The following is a 22,350-nucleotide window of genomic DNA, read 5'->3' as shown; positions in this document are numbered from 1 at the left end:
ATTTTGAGTATACCATACGCGGCGAAGAACGCCCCCGGCCGGACGGCCTTCTGTCTGCCGGGGGTTCGTTGTTCGTCCGCGCGGAGAGGAACGAGCAGACCTGAAGACGCTGATTATCGCGGAAAAGCCCGACATGGGCCGCAACATCGCCGCCGTCATTGAGCCGAAGGCGCAGAATCGACGTTCGTACCTTGAAGGAGACCAATACATCATCACCTGGGCGATCGGCCATTTGATCGGACTGGCGGAACCGGACCTGTATGATGAGAAGTATAAAAAATGGCGCTTCGGCGATCTTCCGATCATTCCGGACGCGTTTAAGCTGCTGCCGAACCCGCGTACGAAGGATCAACTGCAGGTGATCAAGGAGCTTGCGGAGCGCTGCGACGCGCTCGTGAACGCGTGCGACGCCGGGCGCGAAGGGCAGCATATTTTCTCCCTGATCGTACGGCACCTCGGTTTGAACCAGCCGGTGAAGCGGCTCTGGATTTCCGACCTGACGGCGGAGACGATCCGCAAAGGGTTCGACGAGCTGAAGGATAACGAGGAATATTCGAATTTGACCCGGGCGGCGAGAGCGCGCAGCGAAGCGGATTGGCTCATCGGGATGAACGGCTCGCGGGCATTCACGACGAAACATAACGAGCTTCTTTCCGTCGGCCGCGTGCAGACGCCGGTGCTCGCCCTGATCTACGACCGGCAGAAGCAGATCGAAGCGTTCGATTCGCTCAAGTTCTACGATATTACCGGCACGTTCGCCCAAGCGGCGACGACCTATCGCGGGATATGGCAAGGGGAGCGGATTACGGACAAGGCCAAGGCCGACGCGATCGCCGCCAAGGTCAAGGGCAAGACCGCCGCGATCGCCAGCTACGAGGTCAAAGATACGAAGGAGTACCCGTTTAAGCTGTACGACCTGACGCTGCTGCAGCGGGAAGCGAACGGGAAGTTCGGCTTCTCCGCGAAGAAGACGCTCGACACCGCTCAGGCGCTGTACGAGAAGCACAAGGTGATCTCCTATCCGCGTACGAACTCCAACTACGTGAACGAGCAGAACATTCCGGAGATGCACCGGATTCTCGATTCGATGCGCCATTCTCCCGACTACGGGGAGTATGTTAGCGGCGCCAATAAGCGATTCGTACATACCGGGAACAAAGCCGTGTGCAACCCGGCGAAGGTCGAGGACCACCATGCGATCATGCCGACGATGAAGAAGCCGCAGGGGCTAAGCCCGGACGAGAAGAAGCTGTACGATCTGATCGTGAAGCGGTTTCTGTCGCACTTCTATCCGGCGGCGGAATACAAAGTGCATACGGTGCTGACCGAGGTGGAGCGGGAGAGCTTCAAGACGACGGTGAAGCAATTGCTGTCATTAGGGTGGAAAATCATCTACGCGGGCGATCAGGAGAAGAAGAGTCCGAAGGACGGCGCGAAAAATAAAGATAAAGAGGACGGCGGAGCCGCGCAAGAGGAAGAAGCGGAGGAGACGGACGCGCCGTTCGAGCTCGATAGGGCGCAATCGGCGCATTGCGCGGACATCGAGGTCAAGGAGAAGGAGACGCAGCCGCCTAAGCATTACACGGAGGGTACGCTGCTGAAAGCGATGGAGAGCGCGGGCAAACAGATCGAGGACGAAGAACTGCGCGACGCGATGAAGGATTCCGGGCTCGGCACGCCGGCCACCCGCGCGGCGACGATCGAACGGCTGAAGCAGGTCGGATACGTCGACATGCAAGGCAAACGGATCGTCCTCACGCAGAAGGGACGCATCGCCGTCGAGCTGATCCGCGGCGCGGGAGTCGAGCTGCTCACATCGCCGGAAATGACCGGGCAATGGGAGCGCAGGCTGAACGAAATTTCGCGCGGACAAGCGTCCGCCGACACGTTCATGGAGAACGTGAAGAAGTTTACGCGGCTTATTATCGCGAAGGTGGGCGAGCAGCGCCCGGCGATGAAGAACGCGTTCGCGGCCGCCGAACCGCCGGCGGGCGGCAAGGGCGGCAAGAGGGCGGCTTCCGGAGGCGCGAAAGCGGAAGGCGCGGGCAAGCGGACCAGTCGTACCGCAGCACCCTCGGCTAAATCCTCGGGCTCCGCCACGGCAACCGTAACGCCGCCTGCGGCGCCCGGCGTCGTCTGCGCGTGCCCAAGACCGGGCTGCGGCGGGTACCTCTTCATGGGGCGCAAAGGCTACGGCTGCAGCCATTACCGCTCCGGCTGCGGGTTCGTCATCTGGAAGGAGAGCCTAGGCCGCACGTTGACCGACGCGATGGTGAAGAGTCTTGCCGAGAAAGGCAAGACGGGCAAGCTGAAGTTCGGCGGCCAAGACGGAGAAGAGCCGTTCGAAGCCCGGATCGCTCTGGTCAACCCGTCGACCGGCGAGCTGGCGCTGGAGCGGGTTTAGCGGGATTGACACGAGGACGAGTTATGGGATAATGAACTTATCATATACGGGAAGCACCCTTCGGCCGAACACGACGTGTTTGAATGAAGGGTGTTTGCGTTCAAAGGGGAAACAAGCGATGACGGATCAACGCAAACCGAAGGAAGATCGCGTGAAGGAGCAGCCGGTCACGTACGATGTCTATGCCAGCATGCCGGACGACGGCATGCGATACGAAGTATTCGACGGCGTGCTCGAGGCGATGTCGCCGTCGCCTACCGCGACGCATCAGACGGTTAGCAGGGAACTGCTCCTCGTAATGCAAAGTTGCAAATCTGAATATCTCATCTTCTACGCGCCTCTCGACGTGATTTTAAGCCACAGGAACGTGCTCCAGCCCGATTTGCTCCTCGTCCATCGCAATCGCGCTAACATCGTCACGGAACGCGGCGTGGAAGGAGCCCCGGATCTTATCGTAGAGATTTTATCTCCGAGCTCAAGGGCCCGGGACAAAGTCGTGAAGATGCGAATTTACGCCAAACACGGCGTGCCGGAGTATTGGGTGGTCGAGACGAAGGCGCGGACGATTGAACGGTACGTGCTGACGGAAGCCGGCGTTTACGAGCTGCGCGATCTGTTCGAGGAGAATGATGCGGTGTCTTCGGACAAGCTGCCTTGCGCAGCGTTCGTTGTCGGCGAACTGTTCAGCGATCTTCCGCACGCGTAGAACGAACAAATGCCGCTTGCCAAACGGGTGACGTTAGGTTACTTTATATTAAGTTGAAATCGCGAACATACGGGGGCTCGATGAAGTCGGGCTGAGATTGCGGCCGCATGCCGCTGACCGTCGAATCTGATCTGGGTAATGCCAGCGTAGAGACGTCCTTTTGTCGCGCATCCGCGAGATGCCGTGCGCTAGCCTGCCCTTTGTCCGGGGCAGGCTTTTTCGATGGAAGGCGGCCGGACAATAACCGACGTTCGATATGCGGGAGGTCCAACTCACATGCTCATTATGAACGAGAAAATAAAATCGGCCGAAGTGTCGTTGACGGGTCTAAACGGCGAGGACCTGGGCGTCGTGTCGCGCGATGATGCGCTGAAGATGGCGCGGGAGCTCAAAGCCGATCTCGTCTGCACATCGCTGTTCAGCAGTCCTCCTCCCTGCAAGCTGACGGCAAGAGGGATGGCTAAGCAAGAGGCTTCGAAGGAGAAGCAGGCCGTTCGCAAGCAAGAAGGTCCATTGAAAGTGAAGGAAATACGTTTAACGGCGAACATAGAAGATCACGACTACGATACGAAATGCCGTCAGGCGGACAAGCTTCTGGTTTCCGGGAACGCGGTGCAGCTCGTCGTTAAGCTCCAAGGCAAAGAAGGTCCGCAGGCGAAGCGATTGCTGGAGAGAATGCTGAAGGACTTGGCCGCGAGCGGCCGCAAGGAGACCGGCATCCAGCTCGGAGGCAAACAAGCGGCCGTTAAAGTTATTCCTCTGTAAGAGGGTGGAGGTAGCAGAATGGAAGTTCGATTCGCCGACTCGTTCGTTGCCAAGGCAAGAGAACGGTCCGCAAGCATGGAGCAAGCGCGGACGATCGATCCGCTCCTATTGGAATACATCTACGAACATAAGCTGTTTAAAACATTCGTGCCGAAATCCCTCGGCGGTCTTATGCTGCCGCTGCCCGAAGCGCTTCGCGTATTCGAGCGCGCGTCATGGATCGACGGCAGCTTCGGCTGGCTCGTGACGATCGGCTCGGGAGGCGGATTTTTCTCGGCGACGCTGCCTCCGGAGCAGGCGCGAGAGCTGTTCGGACACGACAAAGCCGTCGTCGCGGGCAGCGGTTACCCGAACGGCATCGCGCGGCGGACGGACGGCGGGTATATCGTCAGCGGACGTTGGTCGACGTGCAGCGGCGCGACCTTCGCCAGCGTGTTTACGGCGAATTGCCGCATCGCGGAGGATGCCGAGCCCGTCACGCAGGATACGCCGTACCGTTCGTTCGCGTTCCTGCCCGATCAAGTCGCGATCGTTCGCGATTGGAACGCGTTCGGCATGCGGGCGACGGATAGCCATTCGATCGTTGTCCATGAGGCGTTCGTGCCGGCCGAGCGGACGTTCGATATTACGTCGCCGCCGCATCAGGGCGACCCGATATTCCGTTATCCGTTCATGGCGTTCGCGCAAACTTCGTTCGCGGCGGTCACCCTCGGCGTCGCCAACCATTACATGGAGGAAGCGGCTGCTTTCGCGGAGTCGAAATCCGCCGACTGGGCTCAGTCGAAACCGGAGCGGCTGACGGCCTTGCGCGCTCGTATCGAGAAGCAATCGGCTGCGCTTGCCGAGGCCTCGGCACTGTTCTACGGCATCGTGGACGCGACCTGGCCGGAGTTCGAGCGCGCCGGGGCGTTAAGCCCCGAGCAGGAGAGCGAGATCGCCCGTCTTAGCCGGCAAGCCGCTAAAGTCGCATTAGCCTCCGCGCACGATATTTTCCCGCTGCTCGGCATGACCGCGCTCATGGAGGATCATCCGCTCAACCGCGCCTGGCGCGATCTGCACACGGTAACGCAACACGCGGTTCTTGTAGCGAACTCTTAAAATGGTCAATAAAAACGGATAGAGACTCAGAACGTATCTGAATCTCTATCCGTTTCTTGTTAGCGTATCTGTTGTGCGAGGCAAGGTCATCGAACCGTCTGGTAGACGAGGCCTATGGCTCCGGAATCGAATGTCTTGTTCTCGATAAGTTTAAGCTTGATCTTCTCCGTGAGACCTTGGAATAGCGGCAATCCGCTGCCGATCAGGACGGGAGAAACCGTAATTTTATACTCGTCTATTAAATCGAGCCGCATAAGGGAATGCGCAAGCCTAGGACTGCCCAGGATGACCATGTCTTTGCCCGGTTGCCGTTTGAGGTGATTAATCTCTTCCTCTACGTCTTCCTTCACCAACCTGGAATTGTTCCATTCGGCGTTCTCCAACGTCTTGGAAAAAACGATTTTGGTTGTCTTCTCGATCCATTCGGCATGATTCCGTTCATGCTGCGAAGCCGACGGGTTCGAAGGCACGGACGGCCAGTAACCGTGCATCATTTGATAAGTCTTGCGTCCCCAAATGACCGTGTCGGCCGTGCTCAAAATCTCTTTCGCGTGTTTCTCCAGATCGGCATCGTAGGAAACCCAGCCGATATCCATCTCGCCGTTCGGCCCTTCTACGAAACCGTCAAGCGATGCGTGCAGGAACAGTACGAGTTTTCTCATGATCAGGCCTCCAATGTTTATGAGTTGTAGCAAAAGTATACTTTAATTTTCAATATTAGCGTTATTTTTCTTCGAAATGGATCAAGGAAGGAACCTATCGGACAAGTTCGGTCTCTAATAGATATAGGACTGGCCCAAAGGAGAGGGAGAATTGAACGAGCTGATCGAAATGATCATTCGCGCAAGGCAGGGATCGAAAGACGATTTCGTCCGTATGATTCGCCTGTATGAGAAGACGATGTATCGTATCGCCTTCGGGATGCTGCGCTCGGACGAGGATGCAGCGGATGCGATTCAGGAGACGATCATGGCGGCCTTTCGCCAAATCCATCAGTTGCAGGAGCCGCGTTATGCGCAAACCTGGCTCGTCCGCATTCTGATTAATCATTGCAACGGTATGCTGAAGCGCAGAAGCCAGGTTATTCCGCTGTACGACAATGATGCCGTTACCGGGTCTTCAACGGAACATCCAAGCGATGACCGGCTTGATCTGTACCATGCCATCGGCCTGCTCGGACCGGATCAGCGGGAAGCGATCATCCTGCACTATCTCGAGGATATGCCGCTGAAGGAGATCGGGGAATTGCTCCAACTATCGGAGGGAACCATCAAGTCGCGTCTATATCGGGCTAGAGAAAGACTGGCGCTGTTCATGAAGGAACCTGCGCAAGAGGAGGGAATGCTATGAGCATCGAGGACATGATCCGCGGCGAGCTAAACGGTACGACGGATCGGCAGGACCTCCCGATTCCCGACGCCGTGAGGAGAAGGATCGATGAGACATTGGCGGCGTTAGTCGGCAAGGCAGCCGACGGGCAAGACATGATGCAAGGCGGCGAGCAGAGCAAGCATGATGCAGCGACTCTTCCAGGTCGAAGACCGGCTGCCCGCTCCCCGAATCGAACAAGACGGCTGGCGATCGCATTCGTCCTCCTCCTGTTGTCCATGAGCGTATGGATTGCGTCGAACCCCCAGACGGTTAAATCCATGAAGCCGCATATATCCTCCATATTCGGCTGGTTCGGCGATGCCGGCGTGAAGCGGAACTTACCGCTGCAGAAGACGGGCGACCTGCCGATTCTGGCAGAAGTCAAGAATAACGGGTATATTCTGCGCATTCATGAGGCTTTCTACGACGGCCTGCAAGTATCGTTCACTTACACTTTTCGCAAGGAACAAGGGGAGATCCCGCCCGGAACTTACGTGATTCCGGACTTCCAGCTTGCGCCTTCCGCGAAGAAGTTGCTCGGATCTACCCGTAAATTCGATAATGGCGGTTTGCACGAAGGATATGCGGCAGGCGTGGTCAAGTATTTCGTGCAGAAGAAGCTTCCCAACTCGTTCGACTTAGAGGTTAACGTTCCGAAGTTCGGAATGTCCGAGAAGGATAACTACACCGTTCGGAAGGGGGATTGGAGCTTCGCGCTGCCGATTAAGGGAGAGGATCACTCCCGCACGGTCCAATGGGACGAGCCGCTCCATGCTGAACGGGAGAGAAATTCGTTCGATGTGGTAAGCCTGCGCATGTCGGACACGGCTGCGGAATGGCGTCTAAGGCTGCAAATCCCGCTTACAGCGCGATTGGACATGGTGAAGCAACGTGAATCTATTACCTACCGCATCATGGACGAGGACGGCAACGAACTGGAACAAACAGGCGTTTCGAAATCCGGGCGCGACACGGATCACGGTAACCCGGCTCCGCCCGACGCCTTGCATATCGAGGACGTTCTGACCCATACTCCGCCTATCCGAAACGGCTCTACCGTAACTGTCGTGCCGGTATACCGAACGATGACCGAGGTGAACGGCCAATTCGAGGCGAAGGACGCGCCGATGGATGAACTGGCTATTCAAGTGCCGGTGGACTAGCGGATGGAATGCCAAAGGAGCTGCTCCTCACGCCATGATCTCATGCGCGTATCGGGCAGCTCCTTGGTGTCGCTTATCCGATTAGAGCCTCGCGTACGTGATGTAATCGACTTGGACGGGCTCTGCCGATTCGAGCCGAAGCGCGCGGTTAATCTGTCCCCGGTGATATTGTCCGTGCAAAAGGACTTGCGACAGGATGTCCCGGACGGACGTTCGGAACGGGACTCCGCTCTGGTTGGCGTAGTCGATCGTCTCGTCCAGGGCGGATTCTTCGAGCCCGCCGATATATTCGCGATATTGCTCGGCGTTCTCCTCGAACATCGCCCGGATCGCCGTCAGGTCTTCCGCTTCCTCCCACAACGAATATTGCGCGCTGCCCTTGCCTTGTAATCGGGACAGCCAGACTCGTTCCGCGATCGCGATGTGCCGGGCCAGCTTCGTAAGATCTTTGTTCGTAGTCTTACTTTCCTCTAGCGCGTCCAAGATGCGTCCGTCCGCCCAGATCATGTGGTCCATCATGCGTTTAATCGTCTTCATGTCGATTTCCTCCTCATCCAAGTGCGTAATGTAACCCCCTACGCCTTCTCTACGTCGACGCGGGTGGAGAAGAACGTCGCCCCGCCGCCCATGTCGGAGAGACGTTGCGACGTCAATAGATTGGCGGCGTTCACGCCTTCGTTGCCGCTTTCCCACCATAAGCCTTGGCAGACGAGCACGCCCGGAAGCACGTTGTCCGCGACTTTGAGCGTAATGCGGATTTCGCCGCGTTCGTTCCATACGCGCACGGCGTCGCCGTCGGCCAACCCGCGAGCGGCGGCATCGGCGCCGTTCATATCCAATAGCGGCTGCTTCTCGAGCTTCTTCATGCGCGGTTGGTTGGCGAACGTCGAGTTGAGGAAGCTATGGTTCGGCCCCGGGACGAACAAGAACGGCAAGCCGTTCTCCTCGCGGATCGGGTAGTACTCGGGCACCGGAGGCAAGCCTGCCTGGGCCATCTCTTCCGAATATAGCTCTATCCGGCCGGACGGCGTTGGCAGCCCGTCTTTCATGGCCGCGGGACCCGCCGGCTTCACTTTAAGGAAGCCGTGCTCTTGCAGCCGTTCGTACGTAATCCCCTCGAGCGACGGATTAGCCGGATTGTCGAGCGCTTCGCGAATCATCCGCTCCTCGGTGATGTCGAACGCTTCCGGCTCGAAGCCCATGCGCAAGCCGAGTTCCTTGAACAGCGTAAAGTTCGACTTGCACTCTCCCATCGTCTCGATGATCGGCTCGTGCAGTTGCACGTAGAGATGCCAGTAGGAGGCGTACAAGTCCAAATTCTCGAAATGCGAAGTCGCCGGCAGCACGAGGTCCGCGTACAAGCAAGTATCGGTCAGGAATAGGTCGTGCGCGATCGTGAACAGATCGTCCCGCATGAACCCTTGGCGTACGCGGTTCAAGTCCGGCGCAACGATCGCAGGGTTGCAGTTGTATACGAAGATCATGCGGACGGCGGGATCGGCCTCGGTCAGCGCTTCGCCCAGCCGGTTCATGTTGATCGTGCGCACGCTCGGATCGGGCAGCAAGTCCGGTCGTTCGACGCGCTCGGCATTAAACGCCGAGTAGCCGCCGTTGCCCTTGATCGCGCCGCCGCCCCGCACGTTCCAGGAACCGATGAGCGCAGGAAGACATGCGATGGCGCGGATCGCCATCCCGCCGTTGTCGTGATGCTGCAGGCCGTTGCCGATTCGAATGAACGACGGTGCGCCTGCGGCATACCGACGAGCCAAGTCCACGATCTGCTCGGCCGGGATGCCGGTGATGCCCGCGACGACTACCGGCGGATATTCCTCGGCCTTAGCCACCAAATCCTCGTACCCTACGGTACGTTCCCCAAGGAATGCCTCGTCCGTTAGGCCTTCTTTAATAATGACATGCATGAGTCCCATCGCCAGCGCCGTATCGGTGCCGGGAACAATCGGTATAAACTCGTCCGCCCATGTAGAGGTGCGGTTCCGATGCACATCGATGTGTACGATCGTCGCCCCTCTTTTGCGAGCTTCGGTTAAATACATCACTTGGTGCATGTTCGTGGAGACGAGGTTGCAGCCCCAGATCAGCACGAATTTCGAATGAACGGTATCCTCGGGATCGGTGCCGTAGCTTCCGCCCATCGTGTAGCGATAGCCGGTCGAACCGGCCACGCTGCATATCGTCCGATCCAATTGGCTCGATCCGAGTCGGTGGAAAAACCGTCGGTCCATTCCTTCGGCGCTCAGAATCCCCATATTTCCATAGAAGCTATAAGGAAGAATCGCTTCCGCGCCATGCTCGCGAATCGTCCGCTGCATGCGCGATACGATTTCCTCGTATGCCTCCTCCCAGCTAATCCGCTCGAAGGAATGCGTTCCTTTCGGGCCGACTCTGCGCAACGGGTATAGCACGCGATCGGGATGGTAGACTCGTTCCGGGATATGGCGGACTTTATTGCAAATCGCGCCTTGCGTGGCGGGGTGATCGGGGTTGCCGTCTACGGACACGATGCGTCCGTTCTCTATGTTAACATGCAAGCTGCACGTATCCGGACAATCCAGCGGACATACGGACCGCGCCGTGCGGATTTCGGTTGTTGTCATACGATCGTTCACGCTCCTCTAGCTGCTCGCGGCATGCCAATAGTATACAACATTCCGAGTGTTCCGGCGGGCAGGAAAACACTTACATTTCGGCGAATCATTAGCGTGGAAGGAATTTTCCCGGGAGGTATTCGATTGAGCAAACAAGTGAAAGTGCTGGTCGGTACGAATAAGGGCGTATTCATTTACTCTTCGAACGAGGAAAGACGCAATTGGAGCATGGCCGGACCGTTCTTGAACGGTTGGGAGGCTTACAGCGTGCTGGGGGACAGCCGCAACGGCAAGCATGCGCTGTTCGCAGGCACGTCCCATGCTGCTTACGGCGCTTCGATCCGGGTCAGCTATGATTTCGGCGAGACGTGGACGCAGATCGAAGACGGCCCGCGATATTCGGAGGAGAGCGGATTCTCGCTGAACCGGATTTGGCAGCTTGTCCAAGGAGCCTCTTCGCAGCCGGAGACGCTGTACGCCGGCGTCGAAGAAGCGGGGCTATTCGTAAGCCGGGATCAGGGGCTCACATGGAGCGAGCTTAGCGGCCTGACGAGTCATCCGACCCGTCCGGGTTGGCATCCGGGCGCGGGAGGCCTGTGCTTGCATACGGTGATCGTCGACCCGACCCGTCCGGAACGGATCTGGGTGGCGATGTCTTCCGTCGGCGTGTTCCGCTCGCTGGACGGCGGAGAGACATGGCACACGTGCAACGTCGGGCTGGCGCGAGTACCTACGGGACAGCCGTACGACGAAATCGGTTATTGCATCCACAAGATGGCCCAAGACCCCGATGACCCGGACGTCTTGTATATGCAAGAGCATTGCGGCGTGTTCATGTCCAAGGACGGCGGGGACAACTGGTTCCCGGTCGAGGAAGGGCTGACGATGAAGGAGGGCATGGAGCCGTTCGGCTTCCCGTTCGTCGTCTCCAAGACGGGGGACTTGTTCATCATCCCGCTCGAGAGCTCGGAGAAGCGCTCGATGAAGGACGGCCGCTTGCTCGTCTATCGCCGCCATCGCGACGAGACGGAATGGTTGCCGATCGGGGACGTCGTGCCGGAAGAGCTGCAGCACGTCAGCGTGCTGCGGGACGCGATGGACGTCGATTCCCTTGAGCCGTACGGCGTCTATTTCGGCACGACGTCCGGCGAAGTGTTCTGCTCGACCGATCGCGGCGTGAAGTGGCAGAGACTGCCCGGCCGGTTATCTCGGGTGTTGTGCGTCAAAACGTGGATCATCGAGGGCGAGGCATGATGATTATCGAAGCGACGGTGCCGGGCCTGTTGACGGATTGTACGGCGGGACGAGCGCGGTTTACGGTCGAAGCGGAGACGCTGCAAGAAGCGATCGACCGGATATTCGACGACTACCCGTTGCTGAAGCGGCACGTATACACGGAGAACGGCAGCGTGCGCAAGCACGTCATGCTCTGTTATAACGATCGGAATATCGCTTGGCTCGACAGTCTGGATGTTCCATTGCGCTCCGGCGATCGGCTGCACGTCGTGCAGCTCGTGTCCGGGGGTTAACCCGCAAGCCCTATTGGCCTAATGTCGCCAATAGGGCTTGTGCCGTTCCACGAACGCCTATCCGCTCGCGGGCATACAATGTATGACTTCCACGAGTGAGAGGGTGGTTCAGGTGGATATCCAATTGACGGCGATACATTGGGTATACCTGGCATTTATCGTGTTCATATTGGCGCTGCTCGTCAAACGCCGCGACACGACGTTGATTTGCGTCGTCGGCATATTCACGATCGGCTTTATCGCGACGGAGACGCCGGAGGGCTCCGTGGCGGGCATCTTCGAGAGCTTTATCTACGCGACCAAAGAGCTTCTGGGGACGATCTTCATTATCTCGATTATCGTCGCGATGAGCAGAGTTCTGATCATTACCGGCATTAACGAAATGATGGTCGCCCCTTTGACGCAATTTCTGAGGACGCCGACGCTCGCTTTCTGGGGAATCGGCTTGATCATGTTCGTGACGTCGCTGTTTTTCTGGCCTTCGCCCGGCGTCGCCCTAATCGGGGCGGTATTGCTGCCTGTGGCGGCTCGGGTCGGCTTGCCGGCGCTCGCCGTGGCGATGGCGATGAACCTGTTCGGTCATGGGATCGCTCTGTCCGGAGACTATATTATCCAAGGCGCGCCTAAGCTGACGGCGGACGCGGCGGGCTTGCCGGTCTCGGACGTGATGGAGGCCAGCGTGCCGCTGGTCATCGTAATGGGCGTTGCGACGACGGTGCTGGCGTTCTGGCACATGAAGCGCGATATGAAGCGCGGAGCTTGGCGGGACGGCCTCGTCAAGGGCAATCGGGGGACGGAAGATATCAACGGCGCTTCATCGGCGATCTCGGTTGCGCTTTCTCCCGTCTTGAAGAAGACGCTCGCCCTCCTGATCGTCCTGTCGTTCATCTCGGACGTCGTCGTCATGTTCGCGCTAGATCTTCAGGGGGGCGACGCGACGGCGCTCATCGGAGGCACGGCGGTCATCATCCTGATCGCGGTCACGATGATCGCCCATCGCAATCAAGGGTTGGAAGAGACGACGTCCTACCTGATCGAAGGATTCCAGTTCGGATTCCGGGTATTCGGCCCGGTCATTCCGATCGCCGCGTTCTTCTATCTGGGCGACTCGGCGCTCACCCAGCTGTTCGGGGATGCCGCGCTAGCCGAAGGGTCCCACGGCCTCGTGAACGATCTCGGCGTCTCGTTCGCGAATAGCGTGCCGGTCAACGAAGGCGTTGCAGCCGCGACGTTGACGGTTACTGGCGCGATTACGGGGCTCGACGGTTCCGGCTTCTCCGGGATATCTCTCGTCGGACCGATCGCGAACATGTTCTCCATCGCCATCGACGGCGGAGCGGCAACGCTGACGGCGCTCGGACAGATCGCCGCGATCTGGGTCGGCGGCGGCACGCTCATTCCGTGGGCGCTTATTCCGGCGGCCGCCATCTGCGGCGTCAGCCCGTTCGAGCTGGCGCGGCGCAATCTGAAGCCCGTGCTGATCGGCCTCGTCATGACGACGATCGTCGCCATGTTCCTCGTCTGACGGCTTCGGGTCCCGCAAGGAGCCTGCTCATCGCGTGCTTCTTGCGGGATTTATGTGCGCCGAAGCGATCGCGCTGCCGTTGCCGTGATGGGTATTCGGCAGGACATGGGGGAATAATAGCGATAGCCTGAAAATCGAAAACCGTATCTCCTTGCGAGACGTCGAATTTCTTCGCGACAGGGGGGCATGCGGTGGGAGTCGTGCAGCCTTGGGATGGTGTCATGGGGCAGGCGCAAGGCATCGTCATGGATAGGGAACAAGGGCTTCTAACGGGGGCGGCGAATCCGCGAGGGACGGTTCGGCGATCGGGTGGTGAAGTCGGGGGATCAAGCTCCCTCAACTTTTTTTGCAATTAATTTGCTTTTTGGTTGCGAACCTGATAATATAAGACATATCGAAATCGTGACCTGAATTCACACATGAAATGGGTTATGTTCCGAATACCCTTTCATGGTGTGGATTTTTTATTCGTTCGAATAAAAAAAAGTTCATGAGGCATTATTGTTTGGAGGTGAAATACATGCAACAAGGAACAGTGAAATGGTTCAACGCTGACAAAGGCTTCGGTTTCATCGAGGTTGAAGGCGGCAACGACGTGTTCGTGCACTTCAGCGCGATCCAAGGCGATGGCTTCAAAACGTTGGACGAAGGCCAACGCGTTTCTTTCAATGTGGTACAAGGCAACCGCGGACCACAAGCGGAGAACGTAGTTAAGCTGTAATCCGCAATTAATGAAAAGTCCTTGGCGATTCCGATCGCCAAGGACTTTTTTATTCGGTTCGCGCATATGGCTAATCCATCCGAACTTGGGTATGCTAAATCGACTTTGAATTGGAGGGGTCCGTCCATGTATTCTCGGAAAAAGACGTTCGAGGAAATCCCGGAGGAAATGACGGCGATATGGTCGTGCGAGAGCGAGGGCTGCAACGGGTGGATGAGAGATAATTTCTCCCTTGAAGCCATCCCTACCTGTCATGTATGTCAAACGCCGATGGTCAGCGGGATGAGGATGCTGCCGCAATTGGTCAACACGGGCAAAAGCCGCTCGATGAGGTAGCATCGATAAGAGGAATGGAATATAGAGCACCGAACCAGGAAGGGCGTCTTAGGCGCCCTTCTTTTTTGTGTCATATAATTTTACGCATAAAGAGGATTTATCAGATTCATCGAAAAAATCGAACGGTTTTACGAAACACTTCACTTGTTATGCGTAATATTATATGACATAATGACACTATTAATCGGTTAACTACATCATATATATAACATTACATGTTAGATAAGAGTAGGGGAGTGGCTAACATGAAGAAAAAACTGGTGTTGATCGGGAACGGAATGGCCGGCGTCAGCTGTATCGAACAGTTGCTGAAGCTGGCTCCGAATCGCTATGAGATTACGATCTTCGGGAGCGAACCGCATCCGAACTATAACCGGATCTTGCTCTCGTCCGTGCTCGCCGGCGATGCCGGCATGCGCGACATCGTCATCAACGACTGGTCCTGGTACGAAGAGAACGACATTACCTTATATACCGGGCAGACGGTAACCCGGATCGACGGCGAGCGCAAGACGGTCGGCACGGACGGAGGCATTAGCGTACCTTACGACGAGCTGATTATCGCGACGGGGTCGCTGCCTTTCATGCTTCCTTTGACCGGGGCGGACAAGGAAGGCGTCATCGCTTTCCGCGATATTAAAGACTGCGAGACGATGATCGAGACGAGCCGCAAGTTCAAGAAGGCGCTCGTCATCGGCGGCGGCCTGCTCGGTCTCGAAGCGGCGCGCGGCTTGCTCAATCTGGGCATGGAAGTTTCGGTCGTGCACATTCACCCTTATCTGATGGAGCGCCAGCTTGACCAGTCGGCTTCCGTCATGCTGCAGCGCGAGCTGGAAGGCCAAGGCATGAAATTCCTGCTTTCCAAAAACACGGATTCGATTATCGGCCGGCGGAGAGTGACCGGCGTCCGCTTCACCGACGGCTCGGAAGTCGCGACGGATCTCGTCGTTATGGCGGTCGGCATTCGCCCGAACGTCTCGCTGGCCAAGTCCAGCGGCATTGACGTGAATCGCGGCATCGTCGTGAACGATTACCTGGAGACGAGCGTCCCGCATATCTCGGCGGTCGGCGAATGCGCGGAGCATCGCGGCATTGCGTACGGTCTTGTTGCGCCGCTGTATGAACAAGGCGCGGTGCTGGCCAAGCGGCTCGCTGGCGCCGAGACGGGGCAAGGCTACCAAGGCTCGGTCGTCTCCACGAAGTTGAAGGTTTCGGGGGTCAACGTGTTCTCGGCAGGGGAGTTCAAAGACGCGCCGGATACGCGCGCGGTTCGCCTTCAAGACGAAGTGGACGGCATATACAAGAAAGTCGTCATTCGCGGCGGCAAAGTGATCGGAGCGGTGCTGTTCGGGGATACGACCGACGGCTCCCGCATCTTCTCGCTCATCCGCAGCGGCGAAGACGTGACGGGCAAGGAGAAGGAAGTGCTGCTTGGCGCAAGCGCGGGAGGCGGAACGGCCAAGTCCGGCGTAGAGCTCGTAGCGGCGATGAGCGACGACGAGATTATTTGCGGGTGCAACGGCGTCAGCAAAGGCGCTATCGTGCAAGCGATCCAAGAGAAAGGCTGCGCGAGCGTGAACGAGATCAAGGCATGCACGAAGGCGTCCGCTTCTTGCGGAGGCTGCAAGCCTCTCGTCGCCGATTTGCTTACCTGCGTCGTCGGCGCGGACGGCGTCAAAGCGGTGAAGGAAGGTATTTGCGGCTGTACGACGCTTGGGCGCGACGAGGTCGTCGAAGCGATCCGCGGCATGCGTCTGACGACCTCGAAGGAAGTCATGAACGTGCTCGAATGGAGCAACCCGGAAGGCTGCTCGAAGTGCCGTCCGGCGTTGAACTATTACCTCGGCATGGTGTGGCCGGAGGAGCACGAGGAGGAGCGCGAATCCCGGTTCGTCAACGAGCGCAACCATGCCAATATTCAGAAGGACGGCACGTATTCGGTCGTGCCTCGGATGTACGGCGGCGTAACGACGCCGAAGGATTTGATTCGGATCGCCCAGATCGCCGACAAGTACGAGGTGCCTCTCGTGAAGATTACCGGCGGCCAGCGCATCGACTTGCTCGGCGTGAAGAAGGAGGATCTGCCCGCCATGTGGGCCGACCTCGACATGCCGTCGGGCTACGCGTACGGCAAGGCGCTGCGGACGGTCAAGACGTGCGTCGGCTCGACCTTCTGCCGCTTCGGCACGCAGGATTCGATCGGCATGGGTATCCAGCTCGAGAAGAAGTTCGAGCGATTGAACACGCCGGCGAAAGTGAAGATGGCCGTATCGGGCTGCCCGCGCAACTGCGCGGAAGCGACGATCAAAGACTTCGGCGTTATCGCGATCGACGGCGGCTGGGAGCTGCATGTCGGCGGCAACGGCGGCACGAAGCTGCGCGGCACCGACGTGCTGTGCCGGGTGAAGACCGAGGAAGAAGTGCTGGAATGGTCCGGCGCGTACTTGCAATTTTACAGGGAGACCGGCAAGTACAACGAACGCACGTCCGAGTGGTTGGAGCGCATCGGCCTCGACACGATCAAAGCGGCTCTCGAGAAGCAGGAAGATCGCCACGCTCTCGTCGCGCGAATCGAGCGTACGCTCGGGCTGACGAAAGATCCATGGCAAGAGATTATCGCGGAGAAAAAGCTGAACGACACGTTCGTTCCGATCGTCAGCGCGGCGCAAAGCTAATCGGATGAGAGAAGGAGGGGGAAGCAGCATGAAACGAATCGCAATCGGATCGATCTCGGAAATCGGAGAACGCAGGTCGCGCACGATACGGATCGGCGAGCTCGAAATCGCATTGTTTAAACTTTCGGACGGCACTTTCCGGGCCGTGGAGAACCGGTGCCCGCATAAGGGCGGCAAGCTTTCGGAAGGAATCGTGTGCGATCATCACGTATTCTGCCCGCTGCACGATTGGAAAATCAATCTGACGGACGGTCTCGTGCAAGCGCCGGACGAAGGCTGCGTGACGACGTTCGAGGTGGAAGTCGACGAGGTTTCCGGAACGATATGGCTTCATGTCGATGACGAACATATTCTCGTCTCGTAAGCAGCAAGGGAGAGGTGACGAGGGATGGAGAAGTTAAAGCTTGTGCTCATCGGCAACGGCATGGCCGGCGTGCGATGCATCGAAGAGATCCTTAAGCTCGAGCCGGATCGGTTCGAGATTACGATATTCGGACGGGAACCGCACCCGAACTACAATCGCATCATGCTCTCCAAGGTGCTGCAAGGCGACACGCGGATTTCCGACATTACGATCAACGACTGGCAGTGGTACAAAGACCGCGGCATTGCGCTCCATGCCGGAGACCCTGTCATCGCGATCGACACGTTGAAGCAAGAAGTCTTAAGCGAGCAAGGCATAACCGTGAAGTACGATAGGCTCATCCTAGCAACGGGATCGCTTCCGTTCATGCTGAATCTTCCGGGAGGAGATTTGCCCGGGGTTACGGCATTCCGCGATATCAGCGATTGCAATACGATGCTCGAAGCGTCCCGCAAACATAAGCGTGCCGTCGTAATAGGCGGGGGGTTGCTCGGATTAGAAGCGGCGCGGGGATTGCTCAATTTGGGCATGGAGGTTAGCGTCGTCCACATTTTCCATCATCTGATGGATCGTCAGTTGGACCCCGACGCGGCCGAGCTGTTGCGGGCGGAGCTGGAGTCTCAGGGAATGCGGTTCCTGCTTGAAAAGCATACGGAGAAAGTGATCGGACGCAAGCGCGCGGAAGGGCTGCAGTTCAAGGACGGAACGAGGGTGCTCGCCGATCTGGTTGTCATGGCCGTCGGCATCAAGCCGAACGTGCAACTGGCCATCGATTCCGGCATAGCGGTCAACCGCGCGATCGTCGTGAACGATCGGATGGAGACCAGCATTCCGAACGTCTATGCGGTCGGGGAATGCGCGGAGCATAGAGGCACGGTGTACGGGCTCGTCGCGCCGCTCTACGAGCAAGGTAAAGTGCTAGCCAAAGCGGTCTGCGGCTCGGCGACCGAGGGGTATCAAGGCTCGGTATTGTATTCGCAACTGAAGGTGTCGGGAGTCGAAGTATTCTCCGCCGGGGAAATTCGCGATACGGAAGTGACGGCTTCTCTCAAGGTAATGAATACGATCAACCGGACGTACAAGAAAGTGACCGTCCAAGGCAACCGAATCGTCGGCGCGGTACTGTACGGCGATAGCTCGGAGGGCAATCAACTGCTCGGCTATATTAAGCAAGGCGCCGATGTGTCCGTTCTCGAAGCGAAGCAAGGCGGCGGGCAAGGCGCGGATGCGGATGAGTCTTACGTCTGCGAGCTGTCGGACAAAGAGACGATCTGTTCCTGCAACGGCGTGTCCAAGGGAATGATCGTGACGGCGATTCGGCAGGAAGGGCTCGAGACGTTCGAGCAGGTTCGGGAATGCACGAGAGCGTCCAGCTCATGCGGCGGGTGCAAACCTCTCGTCTCGGCGCTCCTGAAAGTGACGCTGGAGAACGGAGCGGGTGCGGAAACGCCCAAAGAGACGGTATGTGCTTGCACGTCGCTGGCTCATGACGAGTTGAGGCAGGCGATCGCGTTAGGCGGATATGCGTCTTCGGCAGCCGCGCGAGCCGGACTCGGGTGGCTGACGACGGACGGCTGCGAGAAGTGCGGCCCCGCGATTCGTTATTATCTGGGATGTGCGCATGGTCCAGCTGCCGCTGCTTCCTCTTCGCCTGCGCTAGCGGACGGTACCTACAAGGTGCGGCCCCGCACGTACGGCGGATATGTCGGAGCCGATCAGCTTCGCAATATCGCGGATGTTATCGAGACATACGGCATCCCGCACGCGAAGCTTAGCGATGGACGGCTTGATCTGCTCGGCGTCGTTCGCGAACGGGTAGCCGACGTGGAAGTTGCGTTGAACATGCCTGTAGCCGGCCGCTCTTATGGCTATCCGGTGTCGGTGACCGCCTGCGACGGCATGGCGTACGACCCTCTTGCGCTTCAGGACTCGGTTAGCCTTGCCGCGGAGTTGGAACGCCGACTGGAGCGCGCGCAGACGCCCGCGCCTGTCGCGGTCGCCGTATCAGGCAGTCCGCTGCACCGGGCGGGCACGCTCGCCAAGGACCTCGGCATCGTCGGGGCGCCGGGCGGCTGGGAGCTGCACGTGGGCGGCAACGCTCGAGGGACGTTGCGCCAAGCGCAGCTATTGTGCACCGAGTCCGAGGACGGCGGCGCGATCGAGATGGCGGCGGCGTTCCTGCAAGCCTATGCCGAGAACGGCTGGTACGGGGAGACGACGGGCGAATGGATCGACCGCGTCGGCTTGATCAACCTGCGAGAGCAGCTCTTTAACCGCGCTTATCGGCAAGGTTTGCTGGACCGGCAACTGGAATGGGCCGAGGATGCTCGAGAGGGCAGCACTACACAACGGCAGTCGGAAGCTGCGATAGGTCAGGTGAGATAGATGAGCGTAAACCTTAATTCCGCCGAATCGCACGAGACAAGGTCGGTCTTCGACACGCAATGTCCGTTCTGCAGCGTGCAATGCAAGATGCAAGTCATCGAAGAGAAGTCCGCGGGCAAGGCGCCTATATTCACGGTAGTCCCGAAACCGAACGCCGCATCCGAAGGCCGGCTATGCATTAAAGGCATGAACGCATACCAGCATGCGCTCACGGCCGAGCGCATCCTATATCCGATGGCGCGCATCGACGGCGAATTCGTGCGTATCTCATGGGATGAAGCCTACAACCGCATTCATCATAAGTTTTCGGAGCTTCGCAGCCGATATGGCTACGATTCGATCGGCGTCTACGGCGGCGGCTCCCTGACGAACGAGTCCGCGTATTTGCTCGGCAAGTTCGCCCGCGTCGCCCTGCAGACCAAGTACATCGACTACAACGGGCGCTTCTGCATGTCCGCCGCCGCGTCGGCGGGCAACAAAGCGTTCGGCGTCGACCGGGGGCTTACGAACCCGTTATCGGATATCGGCCTTGCGAAGTGTATTATTCTGGCGGGCACGAACATCGCGGAGTGCCAGCCGACGCTTATGCCTTACTTCACGAGGGCGAAAGAGAACGGCGCCTTTTTCATCGTCATCGATCCGCGCGAGACGGGGACGACGGCAATGGCGGACCTGCACCTGAAGGTCAAGCCGGGGATGGACGCGGCGCTTGCCAACGGTTTGCAGAAAGTCGTGCTCGAGGAAGGCTTGGTCGATCCGCTGTTCTTAAACGAGCGAACGACCGGTTACGGCGAGCTGAAGGCGCACCTCAATCAGCTGGATTTGGAAGAAATCGCGGAGTTGACCGGCGTTCCTTCCGCGGACATTCGCAAAGCGGCGAGCGCATACGGCAAAGCGGCTTCCGGCATGGTGTTCACCGCCAGGGGCGTGGAGCAGCAGACCGACGGCTATATGGCCGTGCGAGGCTTCCTTAATCTCGTGCTGATGACCGGCAAGATCGGCAAGCCCGGCTCCGGTTATGGAGCCGTTACCGGCCAAGGCAACGGTCAAGGAGGCAGGGAGCACGGGCAGAAGGCCGATCAATTGCCGGGTTACCGGCTGATCGAGAATGCCGAAGATCGCGCGTATATCGCCGGCGTATGGGGAGTCGATCCCCATAGCTTGCCGGGCAAGGGCGTGTCCGCGTACGAAATGATGGAGAAAATCCACCAGCAGGAAATTCGCGCTCTGATTGTCATGAGTTCCAATCCGATCGTCTCGAACCCGAACGCGAACTTCGTGGAAGAAGGGCTTAGGAAGCTGGATTATCTTGTCGTCGCGGATATGTTCCTATCGGAGACGGCTCGCATGGCCGATCTGGTGCTGCCGGCAACGGCCTATATCGAGAACGAAGGCACGCTGACCAACCTCGAGGGCCGCGTCCTTCTAAGAGAAGGCAGTCGGCCTGCGCCCGGAGAGGCGAAGCACGATTGGCAAGTGATGTGCGGCATCGCGAAGAGCTTCGGCAAAGAGCAATGGTTTGCATACGAATCCGCAGAGCAGATTTTCGAAGAGCTTCGGATCGCCAGCAAAGGCGGGCATGCCGATTATTACGGCATTACGTACGAGAGGTTGCGCCAGGAAGAAGGCGTGTACTGGCCGTGTCCCGATCCGGAGCATAAAGGGACGAACCGCCTGTTCGAATCGTCCTTCGCTCATCCAGGCGGGAAGGCGGAGCTAATACCGGTCGCGAACCACCTGCCCGACGAGCCGACGGACGATCTGTACCCGCTTTGCTTGACGACGGGCAGGGTGTTGACGCACTATCTGACGGGCGTCCAGACGAGGCGAAGCCATTCTCTCGCCGCGCGCGACGTCGAGTCGTACGTGGAGATCCACCCGCGAACGGCGCGGCGACTCGGCATCAAGGACGGAACGCTCGTTCGGCTGGCATCGCGCAGAGGCGTCGTCGTGCTGCGCAGCCGGTTCACGAACGGGATTCGCGAGGACACCGTGTTCGTGCCGATGCACTGGGGCGACACGCAGAACGTGAACAAAGTGACGAATCCCGCCCTCGATCCTACCTGCCGCATGCCGGGCTTTAAATCCTGCGCGGTCCGGATCTCGCCGCTGTTCTCCTAAATACGTGGCAAAGGGATAGGTCGGCGTTAATCGCCGTCCTATCCCTTTTTAGCGGCACCGCATGCCGCTAAATCGCCGCCCCCGCAGCGCGAGCCCGGTTAGCGGCACCGCATGCCGCTAAATCGCCGCCCCCGCAGCGCGAGTCCGATTAGCGGCACCGCATGCCGCTAAATCGCTGCCCCCGCAGCGCGAGCCCGGTTAGCGGCACCGCATGCCGCTAAATCGCCGCCCCCGCAGCGCGAGTCCGATTAGCGGCACCGCATGCCGCTAAATCGCTGCCCCCGCAGCGCGAGCCCGATAAGCGGCACCGCATGCCGCTAAATCGCCGCCCCCGCAGCGCGAGTCCAATTAGCGGCACCACATGCCGCTAAATCGCCGCCCCCGCAGCGCGAGTCCAATTAGCGGCACCACATGCCGCTAAATCGCCGCCCCCGCAGCGCGAGTCCAATTAGCGGCACCACATGCCGCTAAATCGCTGCCCCCGCAGCGCGAGTCCAATTAGCGGCACCGCATGCCGCTAAATCGCCGACCCCGCAGCGCGAGCCCGGTTAGCGGCACCGCAAGCCGCTAAAACGCCGCCC

At 58.7% G+C, this 22,350-nt stretch carries 19 protein-coding genes; 16 read left to right on the top strand and 3 right to left on the bottom strand.

Annotated features, from left to right (window positions below; genetic code table 11):
* Window positions 1–100: 100 nt before the first annotated feature.
* From COHPA_RS0110310 to COHPA_RS0110295, 4 genes are all read left to right on the top strand, one after another.
* On the top strand, window positions 101–2,404 hold the full coding sequence (locus tag COHPA_RS0110310; protein ID WP_035119416.1) for a type IA DNA topoisomerase: 2,304 nt from the start codon (window positions 101–103) through the stop codon (window positions 2,402–2,404).
* A 118-nt stretch (window positions 2,405–2,522) separates the two neighbouring features.
* Entirely contained in the window at window positions 2,523–3,110 is a 588-nt protein-coding gene (locus COHPA_RS0110305) for a Uma2 family endonuclease (protein ID WP_027086098.1), read from the top strand.
* A gap of 276 nt (window positions 3,111–3,386) precedes the next feature.
* Window positions 3,387–3,875 carry a translation initiation factor IF-3 gene (infC, locus tag COHPA_RS0110300; protein ID WP_027086097.1) on the top strand — a complete coding sequence of 163 codons (489 nt, stop codon included), beginning with the start codon at window positions 3,387–3,389 and terminating at the stop codon, window positions 3,873–3,875.
* Window positions 3,876–3,893: 18 nt separating this feature from the next.
* Entirely contained in the window at window positions 3,894–4,973 is a 1,080-nt protein-coding gene (locus tag COHPA_RS0110295) for an acyl-CoA dehydrogenase family protein (RefSeq protein WP_027086096.1), read from the top strand.
* A gap of 86 nt (window positions 4,974–5,059) precedes the next feature.
* On the opposite strand, the gene COHPA_RS0110290 is transcribed toward COHPA_RS0110295, so the two are convergent.
* Window positions 5,060–5,635 carry a dihydrofolate reductase family protein gene (locus COHPA_RS0110290; protein ID WP_027086095.1) on the bottom strand — a complete coding sequence of 192 codons (576 nt, stop codon included), beginning with the start codon at window positions 5,633–5,635 and terminating at the stop codon, window positions 5,060–5,062.
* Between the two features lie 151 nt (window positions 5,636–5,786).
* Here COHPA_RS0110290 and COHPA_RS0110285 point away from each other — a divergent pair, with 151 nt between their 5' ends.
* The gene (locus COHPA_RS0110285) at window positions 5,787–6,323 is read left to right on the top strand and encodes a sigma-70 family RNA polymerase sigma factor (RefSeq protein ID WP_027086094.1); all 537 of its coding nucleotides are present in this window, start codon (window positions 5,787–5,789) and stop codon (window positions 6,321–6,323) included.
* A complete protein-coding gene (locus tag COHPA_RS0110280; protein ID WP_027086093.1) occupies window positions 6,320–7,507 on the top strand; it encodes a DUF4179 domain-containing protein in 1,188 nt (395 codons plus the stop codon). Before COHPA_RS0110285 ends, COHPA_RS0110280 begins: the two co-directional genes overlap by 4 nt.
* Before the next feature lie 81 nt (window positions 7,508–7,588).
* On the opposite strand, the gene COHPA_RS0110275 is transcribed toward COHPA_RS0110280, so the two are convergent.
* Window positions 7,589–8,044 (bottom strand): DinB family protein, encoded by a 456-nt coding sequence (locus tag COHPA_RS0110275; RefSeq protein ID WP_027086092.1) that lies wholly within the window; start codon window positions 8,042–8,044, stop codon window positions 7,589–7,591.
* 38 nt (window positions 8,045–8,082) lie between these two features.
* On the bottom strand, window positions 8,083–10,122 hold the full coding sequence (locus tag COHPA_RS0110270) for a molybdopterin-containing oxidoreductase family protein (protein WP_027086091.1): 2,040 nt from the start codon (window positions 10,120–10,122) through the stop codon (window positions 8,083–8,085).
* A gap of 135 nt (window positions 10,123–10,257) precedes the next feature.
* On the opposite strand from COHPA_RS0110270, the gene COHPA_RS0110265 reads away from it, so the two are divergent.
* The 10 genes from COHPA_RS0110265 to nasC all read left to right on the top strand — a co-directional run bounded on the left by COHPA_RS0110265 (window position 10,258) and on the right by nasC (window position 21,769).
* Window positions 10,258–11,367 (top strand): WD40/YVTN/BNR-like repeat-containing protein, encoded by a 1,110-nt coding sequence (locus COHPA_RS0110265; protein ID WP_027086090.1) that lies wholly within the window; start codon window positions 10,258–10,260, stop codon window positions 11,365–11,367.
* On the top strand, window positions 11,364–11,642 hold the full coding sequence (locus COHPA_RS0110260; RefSeq protein ID WP_027086089.1) for a MoaD/ThiS family protein: 279 nt from the start codon (window positions 11,364–11,366) through the stop codon (window positions 11,640–11,642). The genes COHPA_RS0110265 and COHPA_RS0110260 overlap by 4 nt, the downstream gene beginning before the upstream one ends.
* A gap of 112 nt (window positions 11,643–11,754) precedes the next feature.
* Window positions 11,755–13,167: a hypothetical protein gene (locus COHPA_RS0110255; RefSeq protein WP_027086088.1), complete on the top strand. Its 1,413-nt coding sequence runs from the start codon at window positions 11,755–11,757 to the stop codon at window positions 13,165–13,167.
* A gap of 191 nt (window positions 13,168–13,358) precedes the next feature.
* Window positions 13,359–13,523 carry a hypothetical protein gene (locus COHPA_RS25560; RefSeq protein ID WP_156926637.1) on the top strand — a complete coding sequence of 55 codons (165 nt, stop codon included), beginning with the start codon at window positions 13,359–13,361 and terminating at the stop codon, window positions 13,521–13,523.
* A gap of 164 nt (window positions 13,524–13,687) precedes the next feature.
* Window positions 13,688–13,888 (top strand): cold-shock protein, encoded by a 201-nt coding sequence (locus COHPA_RS0110250; RefSeq protein ID WP_027086087.1) that lies wholly within the window; start codon window positions 13,688–13,690, stop codon window positions 13,886–13,888.
* Between the two features lie 126 nt (window positions 13,889–14,014).
* Window positions 14,015–14,224 carry a cold-shock protein gene (locus tag COHPA_RS0110245; protein WP_027086086.1) on the top strand — a complete coding sequence of 70 codons (210 nt, stop codon included), beginning with the start codon at window positions 14,015–14,017 and terminating at the stop codon, window positions 14,222–14,224.
* A gap of 245 nt (window positions 14,225–14,469) precedes the next feature.
* Window positions 14,470–16,899 carry a nitrite reductase large subunit NirB gene (gene nirB, locus COHPA_RS0110240; RefSeq protein ID WP_027086085.1) on the top strand — a complete coding sequence of 810 codons (2,430 nt, stop codon included), beginning with the start codon at window positions 14,470–14,472 and terminating at the stop codon, window positions 16,897–16,899.
* 28 nt (window positions 16,900–16,927) lie between these two features.
* On the top strand, window positions 16,928–17,263 hold the full coding sequence (gene nirD, locus COHPA_RS0110235) for a nitrite reductase small subunit NirD (RefSeq protein ID WP_027086084.1): 336 nt from the start codon (window positions 16,928–16,930) through the stop codon (window positions 17,261–17,263).
* A 24-nt stretch (window positions 17,264–17,287) separates the two neighbouring features.
* The gene (nirB, locus tag COHPA_RS0110230; RefSeq protein ID WP_027086083.1) at window positions 17,288–19,648 is read left to right on the top strand and encodes a nitrite reductase large subunit NirB; all 2,361 of its coding nucleotides are present in this window, start codon (window positions 17,288–17,290) and stop codon (window positions 19,646–19,648) included.
* The gene (gene nasC / locus COHPA_RS0110225) at window positions 19,649–21,769 is read left to right on the top strand and encodes an assimilatory nitrate reductase catalytic subunit NasC (protein ID WP_027086082.1); all 2,121 of its coding nucleotides are present in this window, start codon (window positions 19,649–19,651) and stop codon (window positions 21,767–21,769) included. It begins immediately after the preceding gene.
* Window positions 21,770–22,350: the final 581 nt, after the last annotated feature.

Source organism: Cohnella panacarvi Gsoil 349, from assembly GCF_000515335.1.
GTDB classification, from domain to species: domain Bacteria; phylum Bacillota; class Bacilli; order Paenibacillales; family Paenibacillaceae; genus Cohnella; species Cohnella panacarvi.
This window is presented reverse-complemented; position numbering and strand designations above follow the sequence as displayed.